This is a genomic window from Rhizobium sp. WSM1274 (genome assembly GCF_025200775.1).
GTDB classification, from domain to species: domain Bacteria; phylum Pseudomonadota; class Alphaproteobacteria; order Rhizobiales; family Rhizobiaceae; genus Rhizobium; species Rhizobium leguminosarum_I.
Map to the genome: position 1 here is coordinate 3,243,805 of NZ_CP104138.1, position 16,185 is coordinate 3,259,989.

Annotated in this window: 17 protein-coding genes, 1 tRNA gene and 1 pseudogene; 11 read left to right on the forward strand and 8 right to left on the reverse strand. The window is 60.9% G+C overall.

Annotated features, from left to right (window positions below; genetic code table 11):
- Positions 1–78 precede the first annotated feature (78 nt).
- The gene (gene iolG / locus N2600_RS16315; RefSeq protein WP_017965470.1) at positions 79–1,071 is read left to right on the forward strand and encodes an inositol 2-dehydrogenase; all 993 of its coding nucleotides are present in this window, start codon (positions 79–81) and stop codon (positions 1,069–1,071) included.
- A 410-nt stretch (positions 1,072–1,481) separates the two neighbouring features.
- Positions 1,482–2,420 carry an IS110 family transposase gene (locus N2600_RS16320; RefSeq protein ID WP_260109994.1) on the forward strand — a complete coding sequence of 313 codons (939 nt, stop codon included), beginning with the start codon at positions 1,482–1,484 and terminating at the stop codon, positions 2,418–2,420.
- Positions 2,421–2,599: 179 nt separating this feature from the next.
- On the opposite strand, the gene N2600_RS16325 is transcribed toward N2600_RS16320, so the two are convergent.
- Positions 2,600–3,823, reverse strand: a complete 1,224-nt coding sequence (locus tag N2600_RS16325) for an ROK family transcriptional regulator (RefSeq protein WP_260296810.1) — start codon at positions 3,821–3,823, stop codon at positions 2,600–2,602.
- A 227-nt stretch (positions 3,824–4,050) separates the two neighbouring features.
- On the opposite strand from N2600_RS16325, the gene xylF reads away from it, so the two are divergent.
- The 4 genes from xylF to N2600_RS16345 all read left to right on the forward strand — a co-directional run bounded on the left by xylF (position 4,051) and on the right by N2600_RS16345 (position 7,750).
- Entirely contained in the window at positions 4,051–5,091 is a 1,041-nt protein-coding gene (gene xylF, locus N2600_RS16330) for a D-xylose ABC transporter substrate-binding protein (RefSeq protein ID WP_170257241.1), read from the forward strand.
- Between the two features lie 266 nt (positions 5,092–5,357).
- Positions 5,358–6,671 carry a sugar ABC transporter permease gene (locus tag N2600_RS16335; protein WP_260109212.1) on the forward strand — a complete coding sequence of 438 codons (1,314 nt, stop codon included), beginning with the start codon at positions 5,358–5,360 and terminating at the stop codon, positions 6,669–6,671.
- Positions 6,672–6,685: 14 nt separating this feature from the next.
- Entirely contained in the window at positions 6,686–7,468 is a 783-nt protein-coding gene (locus tag N2600_RS16340) for an ATP-binding cassette domain-containing protein (RefSeq protein ID WP_131711977.1), read from the forward strand.
- Between the two features lie 205 nt (positions 7,469–7,673).
- A tRNA-Arg gene (locus tag N2600_RS16345) sits at positions 7,674–7,750 on the forward strand.
- 38 nt (positions 7,751–7,788) lie between these two features.
- On the opposite strand, the gene N2600_RS16350 is transcribed toward N2600_RS16345, so the two are convergent.
- The 5 genes from N2600_RS16350 to N2600_RS16370 all read right to left on the reverse strand — a co-directional run bounded on the left by N2600_RS16350 (position 7,789) and on the right by N2600_RS16370 (position 12,077).
- Positions 7,789–8,982, reverse strand: a complete 1,194-nt coding sequence (locus N2600_RS16350) for an integrase core domain-containing protein (protein WP_445944930.1) — start codon at positions 8,980–8,982, stop codon at positions 7,789–7,791.
- Positions 8,963–9,454, reverse strand: a complete 492-nt coding sequence (locus N2600_RS16355) for a hypothetical protein (RefSeq protein ID WP_260109214.1) — start codon at positions 9,452–9,454, stop codon at positions 8,963–8,965. The genes N2600_RS16350 and N2600_RS16355 overlap by 20 nt, the downstream gene beginning before the upstream one ends.
- A gap of 231 nt (positions 9,455–9,685) precedes the next feature.
- Positions 9,686–11,065, reverse strand: a complete 1,380-nt coding sequence (locus N2600_RS16360; protein ID WP_260109215.1) for a sensor histidine kinase — start codon at positions 11,063–11,065, stop codon at positions 9,686–9,688.
- Positions 11,062–11,733: a response regulator transcription factor gene (locus N2600_RS16365; protein WP_017965669.1), complete on the reverse strand. Its 672-nt coding sequence runs from the start codon at positions 11,731–11,733 to the stop codon at positions 11,062–11,064. The genes N2600_RS16360 and N2600_RS16365 overlap by 4 nt, the downstream gene beginning before the upstream one ends.
- A complete protein-coding gene (locus N2600_RS16370) occupies positions 11,730–12,077 on the reverse strand; it encodes a PepSY domain-containing protein (protein ID WP_222296500.1) in 348 nt (115 codons plus the stop codon). Before N2600_RS16370 ends, N2600_RS16365 begins: the two co-directional genes overlap by 4 nt.
- A gap of 130 nt (positions 12,078–12,207) precedes the next feature.
- On the opposite strand from N2600_RS16370, the gene N2600_RS16375 reads away from it, so the two are divergent.
- Both N2600_RS16375 and N2600_RS16380 read left to right on the forward strand, forming a co-directional pair.
- Positions 12,208–12,483, forward strand: a complete 276-nt coding sequence (locus N2600_RS16375; RefSeq protein ID WP_222296498.1) for a PepSY domain-containing protein — start codon at positions 12,208–12,210, stop codon at positions 12,481–12,483.
- Positions 12,480–13,043, forward strand: a complete 564-nt coding sequence (locus N2600_RS16380) for a cytochrome b/b6 domain-containing protein (RefSeq protein WP_222387053.1) — start codon at positions 12,480–12,482, stop codon at positions 13,041–13,043. The genes N2600_RS16375 and N2600_RS16380 overlap by 4 nt, the downstream gene beginning before the upstream one ends.
- 97 nt (positions 13,044–13,140) lie before the next feature.
- On the opposite strand, the gene N2600_RS16385 is transcribed toward N2600_RS16380, so the two are convergent.
- The gene (locus N2600_RS16385; protein ID WP_311202881.1) at positions 13,141–13,329 is read right to left on the reverse strand and encodes a DUF982 domain-containing protein; all 189 of its coding nucleotides are present in this window, start codon (positions 13,327–13,329) and stop codon (positions 13,141–13,143) included.
- Positions 13,330–13,721: 392 nt separating this feature from the next.
- On the opposite strand from N2600_RS16385, the gene N2600_RS16390 reads away from it, so the two are divergent.
- Together N2600_RS16390 and N2600_RS16395 are read left to right on the forward strand one after the other, a co-directional pair.
- Complete coding sequence (locus tag N2600_RS16390) at positions 13,722–14,096, forward strand: EF-hand domain-containing protein (RefSeq protein WP_222296494.1); 375 nt, start codon at positions 13,722–13,724, stop codon at positions 14,094–14,096.
- Between the two features lie 53 nt (positions 14,097–14,149).
- Complete coding sequence (locus tag N2600_RS16395) at positions 14,150–14,539, forward strand: DUF302 domain-containing protein (protein WP_026154295.1); 390 nt, start codon at positions 14,150–14,152, stop codon at positions 14,537–14,539.
- 136 nt (positions 14,540–14,675) lie between these two features.
- On the opposite strand, the gene N2600_RS16400 is transcribed toward N2600_RS16395, so the two are convergent.
- A complete protein-coding gene (locus N2600_RS16400) occupies positions 14,676–15,371 on the reverse strand; it encodes a VIT1/CCC1 transporter family protein (RefSeq protein ID WP_260109216.1) in 696 nt (231 codons plus the stop codon).
- Positions 15,372–15,824: 453 nt separating this feature from the next.
- On the opposite strand from N2600_RS16400, the pseudogene N2600_RS16405 reads away from it, so the two are divergent.
- Positions 15,825–16,004 (forward strand): annotated as a pseudogene (locus N2600_RS16405) (universal stress protein); the annotation flags it as partial.
- Positions 16,005–16,185 lie beyond the last annotated feature (181 nt).

Sequence of the window (16,185 nt, forward strand, 5' to 3'; positions counted from 1 at the left end):
TGGTTCACAGAAGATGGAATGAAAATTCCAGAATTTTGACAATTCGGTTTATTTGTTCCGAATTCAAGGGAGGTTAAAATGACAGTGAGATTTGGTCTTCTCGGCGCCGGCCGCATTGGCAAGGTCCATGCAAAAGCCGTCAGCGGCGACGCCAATGCGACGCTCGTCGCGGTCGCAGACGCCTTTCCGCAGACTGCCGAAGCAATCGCCTCCGCCTATGGCTGCGAGGTCCGCACCATCGACGCGATCGAGGCAGCCAAGGATATAGACGCCGTCGTCATCTGCACGCCGACGGATACACATGCCGACCTGATCGAGCGTTTCGCCCGCGCCGGCAAGGCGATCTTCTGCGAAAAGCCGATCGATCTCGACGTTGCCCGCGTCAAGGCCTGCATCAAGGTAGTGGAAGAGACCGGCGCCAAGCTGATGGTCGGCTTCAACCGCCGTTTCGACCCGCATTTCATGGCGGTGCGCAAAGTCATCGACGAAGGCAAGATCGGCGATGTCGAGATGGTGACGATCACCTCGCGCGACCCCGGCGCCCCGCCGGTCGACTATATCAAACGCTCCGGCGGTATCTTCCGCGACATGACGATCCATGACTTCGACATGGCCCGCTTCCTGCTCGGCGAAGAACCGGTGTCGGTTTTCGCGACCGCTGCAGTTCTCGTCGACAAGGCGATCGGCGAAGCCGGTGACTATGACAGCGTCTCGGTGATCCTGCAGACGAAATCCGGCAAGCAGGCCGTCATATCCAACTCCCGCCGCGCCACCTATGGCTACGACCAGCGCATCGAAGCACATGGCTCCAAGGGCCTGGTCTCGGCCGAAAACCAGCGCCCGGTCTCCATCGAAGTCGCAAACGGCGACGGCTATACCCGCCCGCCGCTGCACGATTTCTTCATGACCCGCTATACCGAAGCCTATGCCAACGAGATCGCCAGCTTCATCGCCGCGATCGAGAAGGGTTCGAAGATCTCGCCTTCCGGCGCCGACGGTCTCGCAGCGCTGGCACTCGCCGATGCCGCGGTTCAGTCCGTCAAGGAAGGCAAGCTCATCAAGATCGGCTGACGGCCCTCTCCCGGCCGGACGCCATGCATGAGATGGCCGGGCGCACGCCCGGCCATTTCGCTTTGGTGGCATCATCGGCCTTGTGCTACAGTTGTCCGGCTGAGCCGATGACGTTAATTCTGTTTGGTTTCAGACGTTTCCTGCGGATCGAGACATGAGCATGATTTTAATGTCACGCGACCTCCCGACCCGAGGAAATCGACGAGACCAGCCCCTTGTATCTGCATGTTAGATTTTATGTGCGATGGAAGCGATTGAGCCTCTGGCTGGGTGGCCACCCAGCCAGAGGCGTGACGAAGTCGCCCGTTTCCCCCTCCGGTTACAACCGTGGATGAGCCTGGGATCTTCGTCATCGTCACGTACGACCGAATAGTCGCTTGGCTTCAACCGCACGCACAAGGCAGGTTACCGTGAACAGAGTTATATGTGGAGTGGATGTTTCGAAGGACTGGCTGGATGCGTTTATCCGCCCGTCCGGGGTTTTTGAGCGTTTCAGCAACGATGCGGCCGGCATCGGCGCGCTGGCTGCGCTCTGCCGGGAGCAGGGTGTCGAGCTCGTCGTCATGGAGGCGTCGGGCGGCTACGAGCGTTCGGCCTTCCTGCTGTTGTGGGAGTTGGGGATCGCCTGCGCGCTTGCCAATCCGCGCCATGTGCGCCGCTTTGCCGAGGCCATGGGCTTTCTGGAAAAGACCGACCGGATCGATGCGGCGATGATCGCCCATTATGCCGAGGCCAGGCGGCTGTCTGCCCTGCCGCCGCCGAAAGCCGCGCAGCTGCGGCTGTCGGCGCTGATGACGCGGCTGTCTCAGGTCACCAGCGATCTGACCGTCCAGAGGCAGCGCCGCAGTGCTGCCCGCGATCAGCAGAGTGTGGCAAGCCTCGACGAAGTGATCGCGCTTCTGGTGCGCCAGAGCCGCACCCTTGAGGGCGAGATTGCCTCGATGATCGACGACGATCCGCTCTGGGCCTGCCTCAACCAAGCCTTTCGCTCGATCAAGGGGGTGGCGGACCGTACCGTTGCCCGGCTGATGGCCGAACTGCCCGAAATCGGCCGAATCTCCAACAAGGCGATCGTCAAACTGGCCGGCCTGGCGCCGATTGCCAACGATAGCGGCAAACGCAGCGGACCCCGGCCGGTGCGCGGCGGGCGCTCCGGACCGCGTGGCATCCTGTTCCTGGTCGCCGCCACCGCGGCCAGGTACGATCCGCATTTGGCTGCCTTCAGGCAAAGGTTGCAGAGCGCTGGCAAGCCAAAAATGGTTATCCGCATTGCGCTCGCCCGAAAACTGCTGGTCATTCTCAATGCAAAAGCACGGGATGCGCGAAGAGAATTCGAATGCGCAACTTGACAACCCAGATAGTCGCTCATCCGACCCTTCGGGCCACCTTCTCCCCGCAGGCGGGGCGAAGGGGATAGGCCGCGACCTCTCCGTTCCCCGCACACCTCTCGTTGGGCACGTCCCCTCGCCCCGTTTACGGGGAGAGGGTTAGGGTGAGGGGCAGCGTCCGAGCGCCCGCGGAACCCCCGTCAAGCCGCCCCCTGGACCCCTGACAGCACGATATCCTCGTCGATCACCGACAGCGCCCGGTTCAAATGTCCTTCGAAGACGAGGATCTGCTCGTCGGCCACTACCCTGATCTCGGGCATGCCTTCCATGCGCACGATATGCGACTGCCCCAGCCCCTCTTCTATCCCTTGCCGAAGCAGGTCGTAATAACGCGTGCCCGGCCCGGTGATGGCGATCGGCATGCGCTCCGTTAGGCTCAGCATGCGCGACAGGCCGTTGCCGAGCGCCAGCCCCGCCTGGCGAAAGGCGAAGGCGGAGACGCGGTGGCCCTGGCGCGCCTTTGCGGCGATCTTGTCGAGTTCCGCCACCGGCACGAACTTTGCCGGAATCGTATCGAGCGGCACCTCGAAGGCGCTGCGTAGGATCGCGTAGAAACCGGCATAGGCCTCGATGCAACCGCGCGTGCCGCAGCGGCAGAGCCCACCATTGGCCATGTGCAGCATGTGCCCGAAATTGGGCGCCGATATCTCCTGGCCTGTCTGGTTCCCGCGCCTGACGATGCCGAGACCGAGGCTGTGGCCAAGCGAAAGGGCTGCGAGCGAGCGGAAATCAGCGCCCTTTACCATCTCCTCACGCGCGCCGAGCGCGGCTGCGACCAGCAGCGTCTCGTTGTCGAGGATCACCTTGGCCTGCCATTCCGGCCGGAGTGCCGATTCGAAATCGATCTGGTCGCTGCCGAAGATCGGCGACCAGACGAGAACCGGCTCGGTGGAATTGACCAGCCCCTTGCTGCTGATCGAGATCAGCAGCACCTTTTCTTGGCTGATCTTCGAGCGATCGAGAATGCGCAAAAGCCCGGCCCGCACCGCCGCGACGAAGCGCACGGCACCCGCCGGATCATGCGAACGTTCCTCGCTGAAGCGATCGATCAGCTTGCCGGCATAATCGACCAGCGAATATTGCACCGCATCCGAGGAGATGATGACGACGATGAGATAGCCGCAATCGCGCCGCTGGCGCAGCAGCACGCGCGGCCGGCCGCGGCCGCTTGCCGGCTGCTGTTCTGATTTTTCGATGATCTGGGCTTTTTCCAGCTCAGTGGTGATCGCCGAAATGGTGGCCGATGACAGCCCGGTGGAATCGGAGATTTCGGTATGCGCGAGCGCACCGTGGCGACGCAGCACGGACAGCACGAGCACGCTGTTTCTCTGCCGGACCAGCTCCGTGCTCGACTTGGTCAGCATGAATGCCGCCCTCTCCTCCTGCTTGCTCTTCCCTTGGTTTCCACTGCATCTCCAGCCGATGTTTCGCAAGGAAATTAAGCTGGCAGTGCAGTGTTGACAGTTGAAAAAATCTCTGACACTAAATTTCTCGACTGTCGAGAAAAAAATCCGAACCTTTCTCGACAGCTATTCGCGGTGGCCGGAGGAAGCATGGGCTGGGCCGGTCGCAATCCACTCGGGAGGACATTATGAAGTCTATTTTGAAATTGATGGCAGGTGCTGCCATCCTCGTTTCCGTGCATACCGCTGCCATGGCTGCCGACCTCGTCGTCGGTGTTTCCTGGTCGAATTTCCAGGAAGAACGCTGGAAGACGGACGAAGCCGCCATCAAGAAGGCTCTCGAAGCCAAGGGCGCCAAGTATATTTCCGCTGACGCGCAGTCTTCTGCCGCAAAGCAGCTTACCGACGTCGAATCGCTGATCTCGCAGGGCGCCAACGCGCTGATCATTCTCGCCCAGGACTCCGACGCCATCGGCCCAGCGATCGAAAAGGCCGCCGCTGAAGGCATCCCCGTCGTCGGCTACGACCGCCTGATCGAAAACCCGGCTGCTTTCTATATCACCTTCGACAACAAAGAAGTCGGCCGCCTGCAGGCTGAGGGCGTTTTCAAGGCCAAGCCGGAAGGCAATTACGTCTTCATCAAGGGTTCGTCTTCCGATCCGAACGCCGACTTCCTGTTCTCGGGCCAGCAGGAAGTCCTGAAGGCCGCCATCGACGCCGGCAAGATCAAGAATGTCGGCGAGGCCTATACCGACGGCTGGCTGCCGGAGAACGCTCAGCGCAACATGGAGCAGTTCCTGACCGCCAACAACAACAAGGTTGACGCCGTCGTCGCCTCGAATGACGGCACCGCCGGTGGCGCGATCGCTGCTCTCGACGCACAGGGCCTCGCCGGCTCCGTTCCGGTTTCCGGCCAGGACGGTGACAAGGCAGCCCTCAACCGCATAGCTCTCGGCACGCAGACGGTTTCCGTCTGGAAGGACAGCCGCGAACTCGGCAAGCGCGCCGCCGAAGTCGCTCTCGACCTCGCCGGCGGCAAGGACATGAGCAAGATCGACGGCGCCCAGGCTTTCAAGGGCGGTCCCAAGGGCGTCGAAATGCAGTCTGTCTTCCTGAAGCCGCTTGCGATCACCAAGGAAAACCTGAACGTCGTCATCGACGCCGGCTGGATCTCCAAGGCGGAAGCGTGCCAGGGCGTCAAGGCCGACAGCGTCGCTGCCTGCAAGTAAGTCAGGGCTTGTAAACTGGAATTGCCGGCGCCGCAGCGGAACACCGTTGCGGCGCCGGATGCGGATGAGAATTCCAACGACGAAGTTTTCTCCGCCTCGCCGCACCATCGCGGGTTTTCACTCCCTGCCGGAAGGGTGTCGCGACGCCACGCCACGGTTTCCGGAAGCATCGCGATGGTGAGTTGAAGAACAGACGCATGACGCCGATGGCAGCCTCTAGCACTCCGGCGCGTCCGTCCAAACAAAAATGGGGGAACGGCAAACCCATGGCCGAAATGGTAAAATCCACAACATCAAGCGGACCGCGAGCGGCGGAAGCCAGTCCGGTGACCCGCTTCTTCCGCGCCACCGAGATCGACACGCGTCTGCTCGGCATGATCGGCGCGCTCATCATCATCTGGATCGGTTTCCACATCATCACCGGCGGCCTCTTCCTGACCCCGCGCAATCTCTGGAACCTCTCGGTCCAGACGACCGACATCGCGGTGATGACGACGGGCATGGTGCTGATCATCGTCACCCGCAATATCGACCTGTCGGTCGGTTCCGTGCTCGGCCTCTGCGGCATGATCATGGGCGTGACGCAGGCAAAGATCCTGCCGGAATATATCGGCTTCGACAGCCCCTTCACCTGGATGATCACGCTGCTCGTCGGCCTGATCGCCGGCGGCCTGATCGGCACCTTCCAGGGCATGATCATCGCCTTCTTGAATGTTCCCTCCTTCATCGTGACACTCGGCGGCCTGCTCGTCTGGCGCGGCGCGACCTGGCTCGTCACCAGCGGCCAGACGGTTGCCCCGATGGACCAGACCTTCCGCATCATGGGCGGCGGCGCGGAAGGCTCGATCGGCGCCACCTGGAGCTGGATCGTCGGTATCGCCGCCTGCCTCTTCGTCATTGCCAGCATCATCGGCTCGCGCCATCAGCGCCGCCGCTTCGGTTTTCCGCGCCGGCCGATCTGGGCGGAATATTTCCTCGCCATTCTGAGCTGCGTGTTGATCCTCGGCGCGGTCTGGATCGCCAACAGCTATTACTGGCCGATCAACATCGCCAAGCGCTATGCGGAAGCCAACAATGTCCCCTGGCCCGAAACCGGCCTGGATATCCCCTACGGCATCGCCGTGCCGGTGCTGATCGCCATCGTCGTTGGCATCATCATGACCTTCATCGCCACACGGCTGCGCTTCGGCCGCTATGTCTTCGCGATCGGCGGCAACCCCGAAGCGGCCGAGCTCGCCGGTATCAAGACCCGCTGGGTCACCGTGCGCATCTTCGCGCTGATGGGCATTCTCGCGGCCATTGCAGCGGCGATTTCCACCGCCCGCCTCAATGCCGCTACGAACTCGCAGGGTACGCTCGACGAGCTCTACACCATCGCCGCCGCCGTCATTGGCGGAACGTCGCTGGCAGGCGGCACCGGCACGATCGCCGGCGCCATGCTCGGCGCGCTCGTCATGCAGTCGCTGCAATCCGGCATGGTGCTGGCGCATGTCGACACGCCGCTGCAGAGCGTCGTCGTCGGCACCGTCCTTGTCGTGGCGGTCTGGCTCGACACCGTCTACCGCGCCCGTGCCAAGTGAGAGGAGCCCCAGACATGGCTGATCAACGCACTCCCCTCGTGGAACTGAAAAACATCTCGATCTCCTTCGGCGGCATTCATGCCGTGGACAATGCCTCGGTCGATCTCTACCCCGGCGAAGTCGTGGCATTGCTCGGCCACAACGGCGCCGGCAAGTCGACGCTCATCAAGATCCTCTCCGGCGCCTACAAGCGTGATGGCGGCGAGATCCTGATCAATGGCGAGCCGGCCGACATCCGCAATCCGCGCGATGCCAAGAAATACGGCATCGAGACAATCTACCAGACGCTCGCCGTCGCCGACAATGTCGACGCCGCCGCCAACCTCTATCTCGGCCGCGAGCTAAAGACCCGCTGGGGCACGCTCGACGACGTCGCGATGGAAGCCTCCGCCCGCGAAGTGATGGGGCGCCTCAACCCCAACTTCAAGCGCTTCAAGGAGCCGGTGAAGGCGCTTTCGGGCGGCCAGCGGCAATCGGTGGCGATCGCCCGTGCGATCCTCTTCAACGCCCGCATCCTGATCATGGACGAGCCGACGGCAGCGCTTGGGCCCCAGGAGACGGCGCAGGTCGGCGAGCTGATCAAGCAGTTGAAGAAGGAAGGTATCGGCATCTTCCTCATCAGCCACGACATCCACGACGTCTTCGACCTCGCCGACCGCGTCTCGGTGATGAAGAACGGCCAGGTCGTCGGGCACGCCCGCACCGAGGACGTGACCAAGGACGAAGTGCTCGGCATGATCATCCTCGGCAAGGTGCCCACAAAGGCCATCCCCGGCCCCGGCGCCATGCAGATCTGATTGCCGCAAGGTGACAACCCACGACAACAACGCTCCGCCGCCCGCAAGGCGGCGGAGTTTTTATGCAACTATCCCCAGCCTGGCGGATAAAAACGCCCGTCAAACCGCAAGCATCCGGTATTTCCGAGAATTTCGCGATTGAAGCCAGCCGCAAGCTAGGCTAAGAACCACCCATCGGACAGGCGATTCAAACCGCCTCAAGCATGCACCCGTAGCTCAGCTGGATAGAGTGTTGGATTCCGATTCCAAAGGTCACAGGTTCGAATCCTGTCGGGTGCGCCACCAAACTTGTGGTCCGTTCTGGACACATGGGTTACGGTTTATTCCTGAGACATAGGTAACACTTTCGCGCCGAAAGGGTTCGGCAGCGGTTCGAGCCTGCATGTCTCGTCATCGAAGTATCCCAAGTCGTAATCCATGAAGCTTGCGAGCCAGATATGGTCTTCGACCTGTTTGATGCCGATGGCCTGGCCGGCAAAGACCAGGCTGAGATTGATCTTCTTTCGCTTGTAGCAGATGCGGCCGCATGTTGTGACGGTAACGGTCTGGTCGTGGAACGGATAGTCGAGCTCCGGCAGGCCGCGATAGGATCGTGGTGAGGCGTTGTAGCGCTCTGCCGGGCAAGCCATGTCAAGCGCCTGGTGGGGCCGCTCGGTGTTGAACTCCTCGATGAAGTCGTCGAAGCGGGCCTGCTGCTGCAGGAAATTGGCGCCGGCCGGCTTGGTGGTCTCCAGCTTGAGTGTGAGATGCATGCGTTCATGGCGGCCGTTCTGCTGCGGATTGCCTGGCTTGATGTGCTCGATGTCGATGTCGATGCCGAGCCTGAGCCACCAGACCGCCAACCGCGACAGATTGAACAATCCGTTGGGGCTGGCGAAGGGTACGCCATTGTCGGTTCTGATCGCCCTGGGCAGGCCGAACTCCTTGAAGACGCTCTCGAACACGGTGAAGGCGTAGGCTTCCTTCGTCGTGTGCAGCGCTTCGCAAGCCAGGAGATAGCGGCTGGCGAAATCAGTGATCGTCAATGGATAGCAGTAGCGCTTGTCGGCGAGCATGAACTCGCCCTTGTAATCGGCGCACCACAGGTCGTTGGGTTGGCGAGGTTGGGAGAGTGGTGTTCCCTGCGCCCTGTTGCGCCGTCGTTTGCGGTGCTGGACCAAGCCGTTGCGGTCGAGCACCGCATGCACGGTCGAGATCGCCGGCGTTTGCACGTCCGGGTAAAGCCGCGCCAGTCGTTCTCTGATCTTCGGTGCGCCCCAGCTCGGCTTCTCCTGCTTGGCACGCACAATCAGCTTCTCGATTTGGAAAGGAAGCTGATTGGCGTGCCGGTAAGGACGTCGCGAGCGATCTGTCAGTCCTTCCAGTCCGCAGGCATTATAGCGGCTGATGATCTTGTGGCCGGTCTTGCGGGAGATGCCGAACTCGCGGCACAGCGCCGCTATCTTCTCGCCATCCAGAACCCGCGCAACGAATTTGAGACGCTCGTCCATAAGGTTACACTCCTGCCAAGGCACCTTCGCTCTCCTCGCAAAGGCCAAAAGTGTAACCCATGTCTCCGGTATGAACTGTCACCCTTCTCTCGGGAAGGACACTGGCGAGCTGGTCGAGAACCTGCGAAAGGGCGTTTCCGATTTTGCCCGGCCCGGCGTCGTTATCCCCCAGCCCAGTTTCGCGCGCGAAGGCCGTGGCGCACTCCACCGTCGTTATCGGCCGTCCGGCCTCACGGAGAGTGCGCAGAGCGAAGCCTCTGCGGTCGAAGTCCCTGAAGAGGTCGGAAACGCCGTCGGTATTCGATCCGTCCCGCTTGCTACGGCGGCGGAACACCCTTGGCTCCGTGCCAGGATCATATTCCGGCTCGTATGTCCGGATGACGACGACGAAAGCGGCCTGCTGCTGCTCCAGCGCGGCGAGCTCCAACCGCAGCTCCTCGATCCTCAAGCGGATCTCGGCCTGTTTCCGCTTCAATTCGTCTGCAACAAGGACCATGCACAATTACCCCCTAGGATCACACCGATCCTAGGGGTTCAGCAGACCGAAGTCTGGTGGCAGTTGCTACCTAATTGCGTGCATGCATTTGCTACCGAATTCGGTAATTGTCCCCTCCCTGTTGGTTTCCACGCGGCCGCAGTTACGGCACAATTTAATGAAGGATACTCGCGCGTCGGCAAACGCGGACATACGGCGTCGATCCCCTCGGAAGATGTTATGTTGTCGCCGCTACTCTTGAATGGAGTTTTCGGGGGCGATGACGTCGGGGAAGACGACTTCCGCACGGAAGCCACCTTCGACGCGGTTTTCCAGGCTGAGCGCAAGATCGTACACCGCTGCGATCTCCGACACGATGGCAAGACCCAGACCAGAGCCGGGTTTCAAACGGTCGAGACGGACACCCCGATGCGGAAGATCGGGCAATCTCTCTGGCGACACGCCTAGGCCGTCGTCCTCGATTACGAGGCGGGAATGGCCATTCTGTCGAACCGCGCTGACATTTATCCTGCTCCTGGCCCACTTGCAGGCGTTCTCGAGCAGGTTTCCCACAAGTTCGCGAAAGTCGTGCGGGTCGACCGGCACTCTTAAGCCGTTGGCAACGTCTATTTTCCAGGCAAGGCGTTCGCCTGCATCAGTGTGTCTGAGCATTCGAACGGTCTCGTTGATGATCTTCTCGACGTCGGCATCGCCACTCCGTTGATCAGGGCTCGGGGTGATACGGGCACGGGCGAGCTCGTGCTCGACGTGCGAGAGCATAGTCTCGGCAAGATGGTCGAGTTCATCGGCGATCTCCACCTCGCCCTTCTCTCGAAGCGAGTACGCGTTGTTTGTGAGAACGGTCAGAGGCGTCTTCAGCCCGTGAGCCAGATCACTGGCCCTGCCCCTGGCCTTCTCCATCGCCGCGGCCTGGCTTTCCAGAAGTTTGTTCAGTTGATTGACGAGCGGTTGGACCTCGCGCGGATAGGCCCCCGCCAGTCGGCTGGCCCTCCGGTCGCGCACCGCTTCAAGATCACGGCCAATGCGGTCGAGGGGTCTCAATCCGATCCAAAGCTGCCCGATCGACATCAACACGAGGAGCGCGGCAAGAACGGCGACATAGGGCAGGATGTCGAGAGCAAATCCAAGGCGCGCGCTGTCGACCTCGTCGGCATTCACCGCCACAGCAATGCGAATGGGTCTCGTGCCCTCCGGTGCGACCAACGACAGCACGCGTTCCTGAACAAGGACATCCTTCCCCTCCGGCCCGGAGAGACGATATTGATGCATGATGCCGACAGGATGTGAATCCTGCGGCAGAGCCAGGACGTAGTCGAAGAGCGAGGAAGATCGGACCTCCGTCTTCCCCACAGGATCGTCGATCTGCCAGTAGAGCCCCCCATAAGGTATCAGGAAACGATTGTCAGGAGGGTTCTCGGGCACCTGCAGCCTGCCTCCGGGCAAGAAGCGGATCACGGCCGCCAGACGGTTTATGTGTCCGGTCAACTCGTTCTGCACGCGCTTGCTGTAGCTGTCCGCAAAGATCTGGACGAGAGCGACGGATGCAGCGGCAAGGCAGATCGACACAGCTATCAGCGACGTGATGATGAAACGGCCGTGAAGCGACCTCATGTCCCCTCGCCCGATGCTATCTGGTACCCGAAGCCTCGGCGCGTGACGATGGCGTTCCTTCCAAGCTTCTTTCTCAGCCGTCCGATCAGGACCTCCACCGAATTGCTCTCCCGTTCAAAATCCTGGGTGTAAAGCTGCTCGGTAAGCTCGAGCTGGGAGATCGCGCGACCGCGGTTCTGCATCAGCACGGACAGGCATTTGTACTCCATGGGCGTGACATCCACAGGCATCCCGTCGACCATCACCGCGCGTCGGCGCGGGTCGATGGAAACGGGACCTGAAGACAGGACCGCACTGGCATGGCCAGAATATCTGCGCAGGACTGCGTGCAATCTGGCGAGAAGCTCCGCGATGCGGAATGGCTTGCCAAGGTAGTCGTCGGCGCCAGCGTTGATCCCCTCGACGCGCTCCTCCCAGTTGCCGCGCGCCGTCAAGATGATGACCGGCATGTCACGACCGTTCGCCCGCCAGTTTTTGAGGATCGTTAGGCCGTCGATCTTCGGCAGACCCAGATCAAGGACGACGGCGGCGAAGTCTTCATGCTCGCCGGCGAACAGGGTGGCTTCTCCGTCGGTCTCGTGGACGACGTTGAAACCGGCCTTGGTGAGCTGGGCGGCCACGTCACGGGCGATGAGCGGGTCGTCTTCGGCAAGCAATAGGCGCATCATTCGTTCTCGATTTCGACGATCCTGCCTGACGCGGCGTCCAGTTCCACCTCCGTGACCTGACCGCCGCCCCTCAGAATCCGGAACTCGTAGATTATGCGATCGTCATGCCGATCGACACTGATATCGATCAATTCGCCGGGCAACTTGGCGAGGACTTTCGCCTTCAGTACGGCCAGAGGCAGGATTTTCCCTTCGTGCACCCGTTTAGGAAGGTCCTCGTGCGACGGCAGGTCATCCGCTTCGCGGGAACGACCAGGGAAATCGTCGGCATGTGCGCTCCATATCGGAAGCAACGGCCACAGAAGAACTAGGCAGACGAACGCGAGCGTGCGGGGCGGGTACATTGTCGAAGAATATCCTATCGAAGATGACAATAACCTGACAATCGCGATCAGGTCGCCGTCAGGTCGCGCCTCATAGGTTCGAGGCCGACCAGATGAGCAAAATCGCTCCTGGGATGATGGAGAAAGACCAATGAAGAAAATCATGTTCGCAACCCTCCTGCTCGCCACCGCGTCGATCGGCGTTGCCCGCGCCGAAGAAGGTCAGAATTGCACGCAGGCTTCCAAGGACAGGTGGTTGAGCGAGGACGGCATCAAGGAAAAGGCCAAGGCCGCGGGCCTCGATGTGCGCCGGGTCAAGGTGGAGGGCAGTTGCTACGAGGTCTACGCCGTCGATATGAAGGGCAAGAAGGTCGAAACCCTGTTCAACCCCGAAACCGGCGCAGTGGTCGGCAACGAAAGCGAATGACCATGCGCAGGATGGATATGGATGCGGCGGGCGCTGGCTCGCCGCCAAAGATCAGGGTCTGGGACCCGGTCGTGCGGATGTTCCACTGGGGTCTGGTGGGCCTGTTCGCGTTTTCCTTTCTGACGGGCGACGAGTGGAAACAGGCGCATATTCTGTCGGGCTACGCCATCGTAGGTCTCCTGCTCGTGCGGATCATCTGGGGCTTCGTCGGCAGCCATCACGCGCGCTTTTCCAACTTCATCTACGATCCGATCACCACCCTCGGCTTCTTGCGTGACAGCCTGGCCATGCGCGCGAAGCGCTACATCGGCCACAATCCGGCCGGAGGCGCGATGGTGTTAGCGCTGCTCCTCGCGATCTCGGGCATTGCCACAACCGGGTACATGATGACGACGGACGCCTACTGGGGAGTGGAATGGGTGGAAGTGGCGCATGAACTGCTGGTCAATTTGACGCTTGGCCTAGTCGTCCTTCACATCGCTGGCGTCCTCCTGGCAAGCATCGAGCACAGGGAAAACCTTGTCCGAGCGATGGTAACCGGCAGGAAGCGAGCCGATTGACCTGGATCGGCGTCGCGGCCAAGTAGGACCTGAAGCCATGGAAGACACCTGGTTAAGGACTTGTTGCTCATTTGCCGAGCTGATCTCGTCCCGGCGTCTACGAACGACCAGGGGCCGCGCAGGTGGACATCCTGGCTTCGTCAGCGGCCTGAATGAAAGCCGTGCGCGCTGGCTCCTGCGAGACATTCCCGCTTACGGCCGCGGCGCAGATCTCTCTCGCGAATGCGTGTTTTCTACGCCATCGATTTGCGGGAAAGTCGAGCGCTCCCTCCGCCGACAGCCTCAGGGACGTTCATCCCACCTGGACGAAAACAGGTTCCGACCAGGTTCCTTCAATCTGTTTCTGGGACGTCATCCTCGATCTCCTGAACGTTTCGAATTGCGAGCGGGGCATCATTACGAGGGCGGGACCACGATCAGGCGCTGGCTGATGGCGTCAGGATACAGCGTTCGACTGGCATGGACGTTGATCAAGCCAGGTCGCTTCAGCCGCGATCATTCCTCGGCGACGCAGGTGGCTGACGTCGCAGTCATGGCGCCGCACGAAGGCGATCGGTCCGACCTCGATGACTCGAACCATACAAGTGGTTGATCCAGCGCAATGTGTGAAGCCAGTGGGCATCCTATTCTCAAAGGCAGCTCCAACTCGTGGAGGACAACACTTAAAGGAGATTCAGGATGTCCATGTTCAAACTGCCAACGATCGCTATGTTGGCCTTGCTCGGTGCCGTGGGTATCGCCTCTGCCCAGACGAAAAGTCCAGACCCGGCCCAGTCGGAGGACAAGCCCGATGCCGACGGATCGGAAATGATGCCAGGCATGATGGGCCGCAACATGATGTCATCGGACATGAATGAAGGAGTGCGCATGATGGGGCCTATGCGCGGTCATATGATGAAGATCATGTTCGTCATCGCCGACAGTGATGGGGACGGCGCAATATCTTTCGAAGAGGTGACCGCAATCCACAAACGCATCTTCAACGCGGTCGACGCAAACAAGGACGGCAAAGTCACACCTGAAGAAATGCAGGCATTCATGCAAGACATGTGATTGGACGCCGTGCATTTGCCGGCCGTTGCATGGGAGCCTAAAGGAGACTTCTCATGACCTATACGCTCGATAGAACTCTCTGGGCGACCAGTTTCGACGATGCGGTCGGCAGGACCAAATCCGCTCTCATCAAGCACGGGTTCGGTGTTCTGACGGAGATCGACGTCAAGGCAACCATGAAAAAGAAGATCGACGCCGACATCGACGACTACCTCATCCTCGGAGCCTGCAATCCGCGCATGGCGTTCGAGGCGATGAAACTGGAACCGAAGGTGGGGGCCATGCTGCCGTGCAATGTCATCCTGCGCGGGGTCGGTGGCGGCAATGTCATGGTGAGCGCCATCGATCCGGTCGCATCCATGCAGGCTATCGACAACGAAATGCTGACCAGTCTGGCAGGCCGGGTTCGCTCGATGCTCACCGAGACGGTCGCCGAGATCTGACGATTGGGAGTTCCGGCCACCGAGCTCTGAGGGGTCGATCTTGCGTCGCCCCTTTCGTTGCGACCAGAACCGCAACATCCTACAAACTCACCCCGTCCTCAAGCTGGGCGTGCAGGAAGGGGCGGAAAGTTACTGGTCAGACTGCGGTATCAACCAGCGCACCGATCCCCGCCGTCAATGTCATAGCGAAAGCGCCCCAGAAAGTGACGCGCGTGGTGGCTCTCCAGACGTTGGCGCCGCCCGCTTTCGCACCGATAGCCCCCAGCAGCGCGAGGAAGGCCAAAGACGCGGTTGCAACGGTATAGATTAGCACCGAGGCGGGCGAAAGTACGACCATGAGCAGGGGCAACGCGGCCCCCACCGCAAACGTGACGGCCGACGTCAAGGCCGCCTCAACCGGCCGGGCCGCCATGTGTTCGACGATACCGAGTTCGTCGCGTGAATGCGCGTCGAGAGCATCATTTGCAGTCAGTTGGATCGCGACTTGCCTGGCCAGCTCGTCGGTAAGGCCGCGTTTGACGTAGATCTCCGTCAGCTCCTCGCACTCAACTTCTGGTTGCGTATCCAGCTCGATTCGTTCTCGTGCAAGATCGGCTTCCTCGGTGTCCGCTTGAGAGCTTACCGACACGTATTCACCGGCCGCCATGGACATCGCGCCCGCGACCAGACCAGCGACGCCTGCTACCAGGATCTGCGAGGGTCCGGCGGACGCGGTGGCGACGCCCATGATCAAGCTCGCCGTCGAGACGATCCCATCATTTGCGCCGAGGACGGCAGCCCTTAGCCAACCGATGCGGGAGACCAGGTGATGTTCCGAATGCAGTCTGCTCATGCGCGTCTCCCGCCGGCGGCGACGCTGACGAGCACGTAAATACCCGCGCCTATGGTAACGCCTAAACTGTACAGGACGGCGTGCGACAGGGTTAGCGTACGTGCTAGTCTCCGCCGCATCCCGGTGGTTTCGGCGGTCGTTGAATTCACTTCGCGCTCCCATTGTTCACAGACACGTCCTCCTGGCTTCAATACCGGAGCTCGGCCATCAAGGATTTGACCACGATCAACTTACGCGGGCTTCCAGTTGGAAAGGCGCCTATGTGAACTTCCGGTTATCGTGGCGCTCGGCGAAGGAGAGACGGAATTCTGGCACACGGCGCCGGCCGTGGCCAGGAAGCCGGAGCGCCGGCAATTGCGTTACATCAATGCCGAGTCGAAACGAATAGGAGATAGATGATTGCAATCGCGGCGGTCCGCGAGAGATGGAGCAGGACATGACGGCACAATATTTGCCGCTCGGTTTACCTCGTCATCCATCGGTTTGAGCATTCAGGAAGCAGCACTGGAACTGGACGCCGATATCCTGGTCATGGGAGGATTTGGACGCTCGAGGTTACGCGATTCTGTCCTGGGCGGAGCAACCGATGGCGTCTTGCACGAGCCTCTTCTGCCCATCCTCATGTCGCATTGACGAACTGTGCCCGCCGTGGCTGGTTTCGGCTGCTATCGAGCGGCGGGACCTCACCGGCTTCGAACGGCGTGGACGTGGGTATCGATCAAGCCAGGCACCTACGATGCGAAGCTTTGACAACCATCAATGACGTCCCCCTGGCGGAGACGATAATCGGCGAAATCACATACGGAGTTCGCCA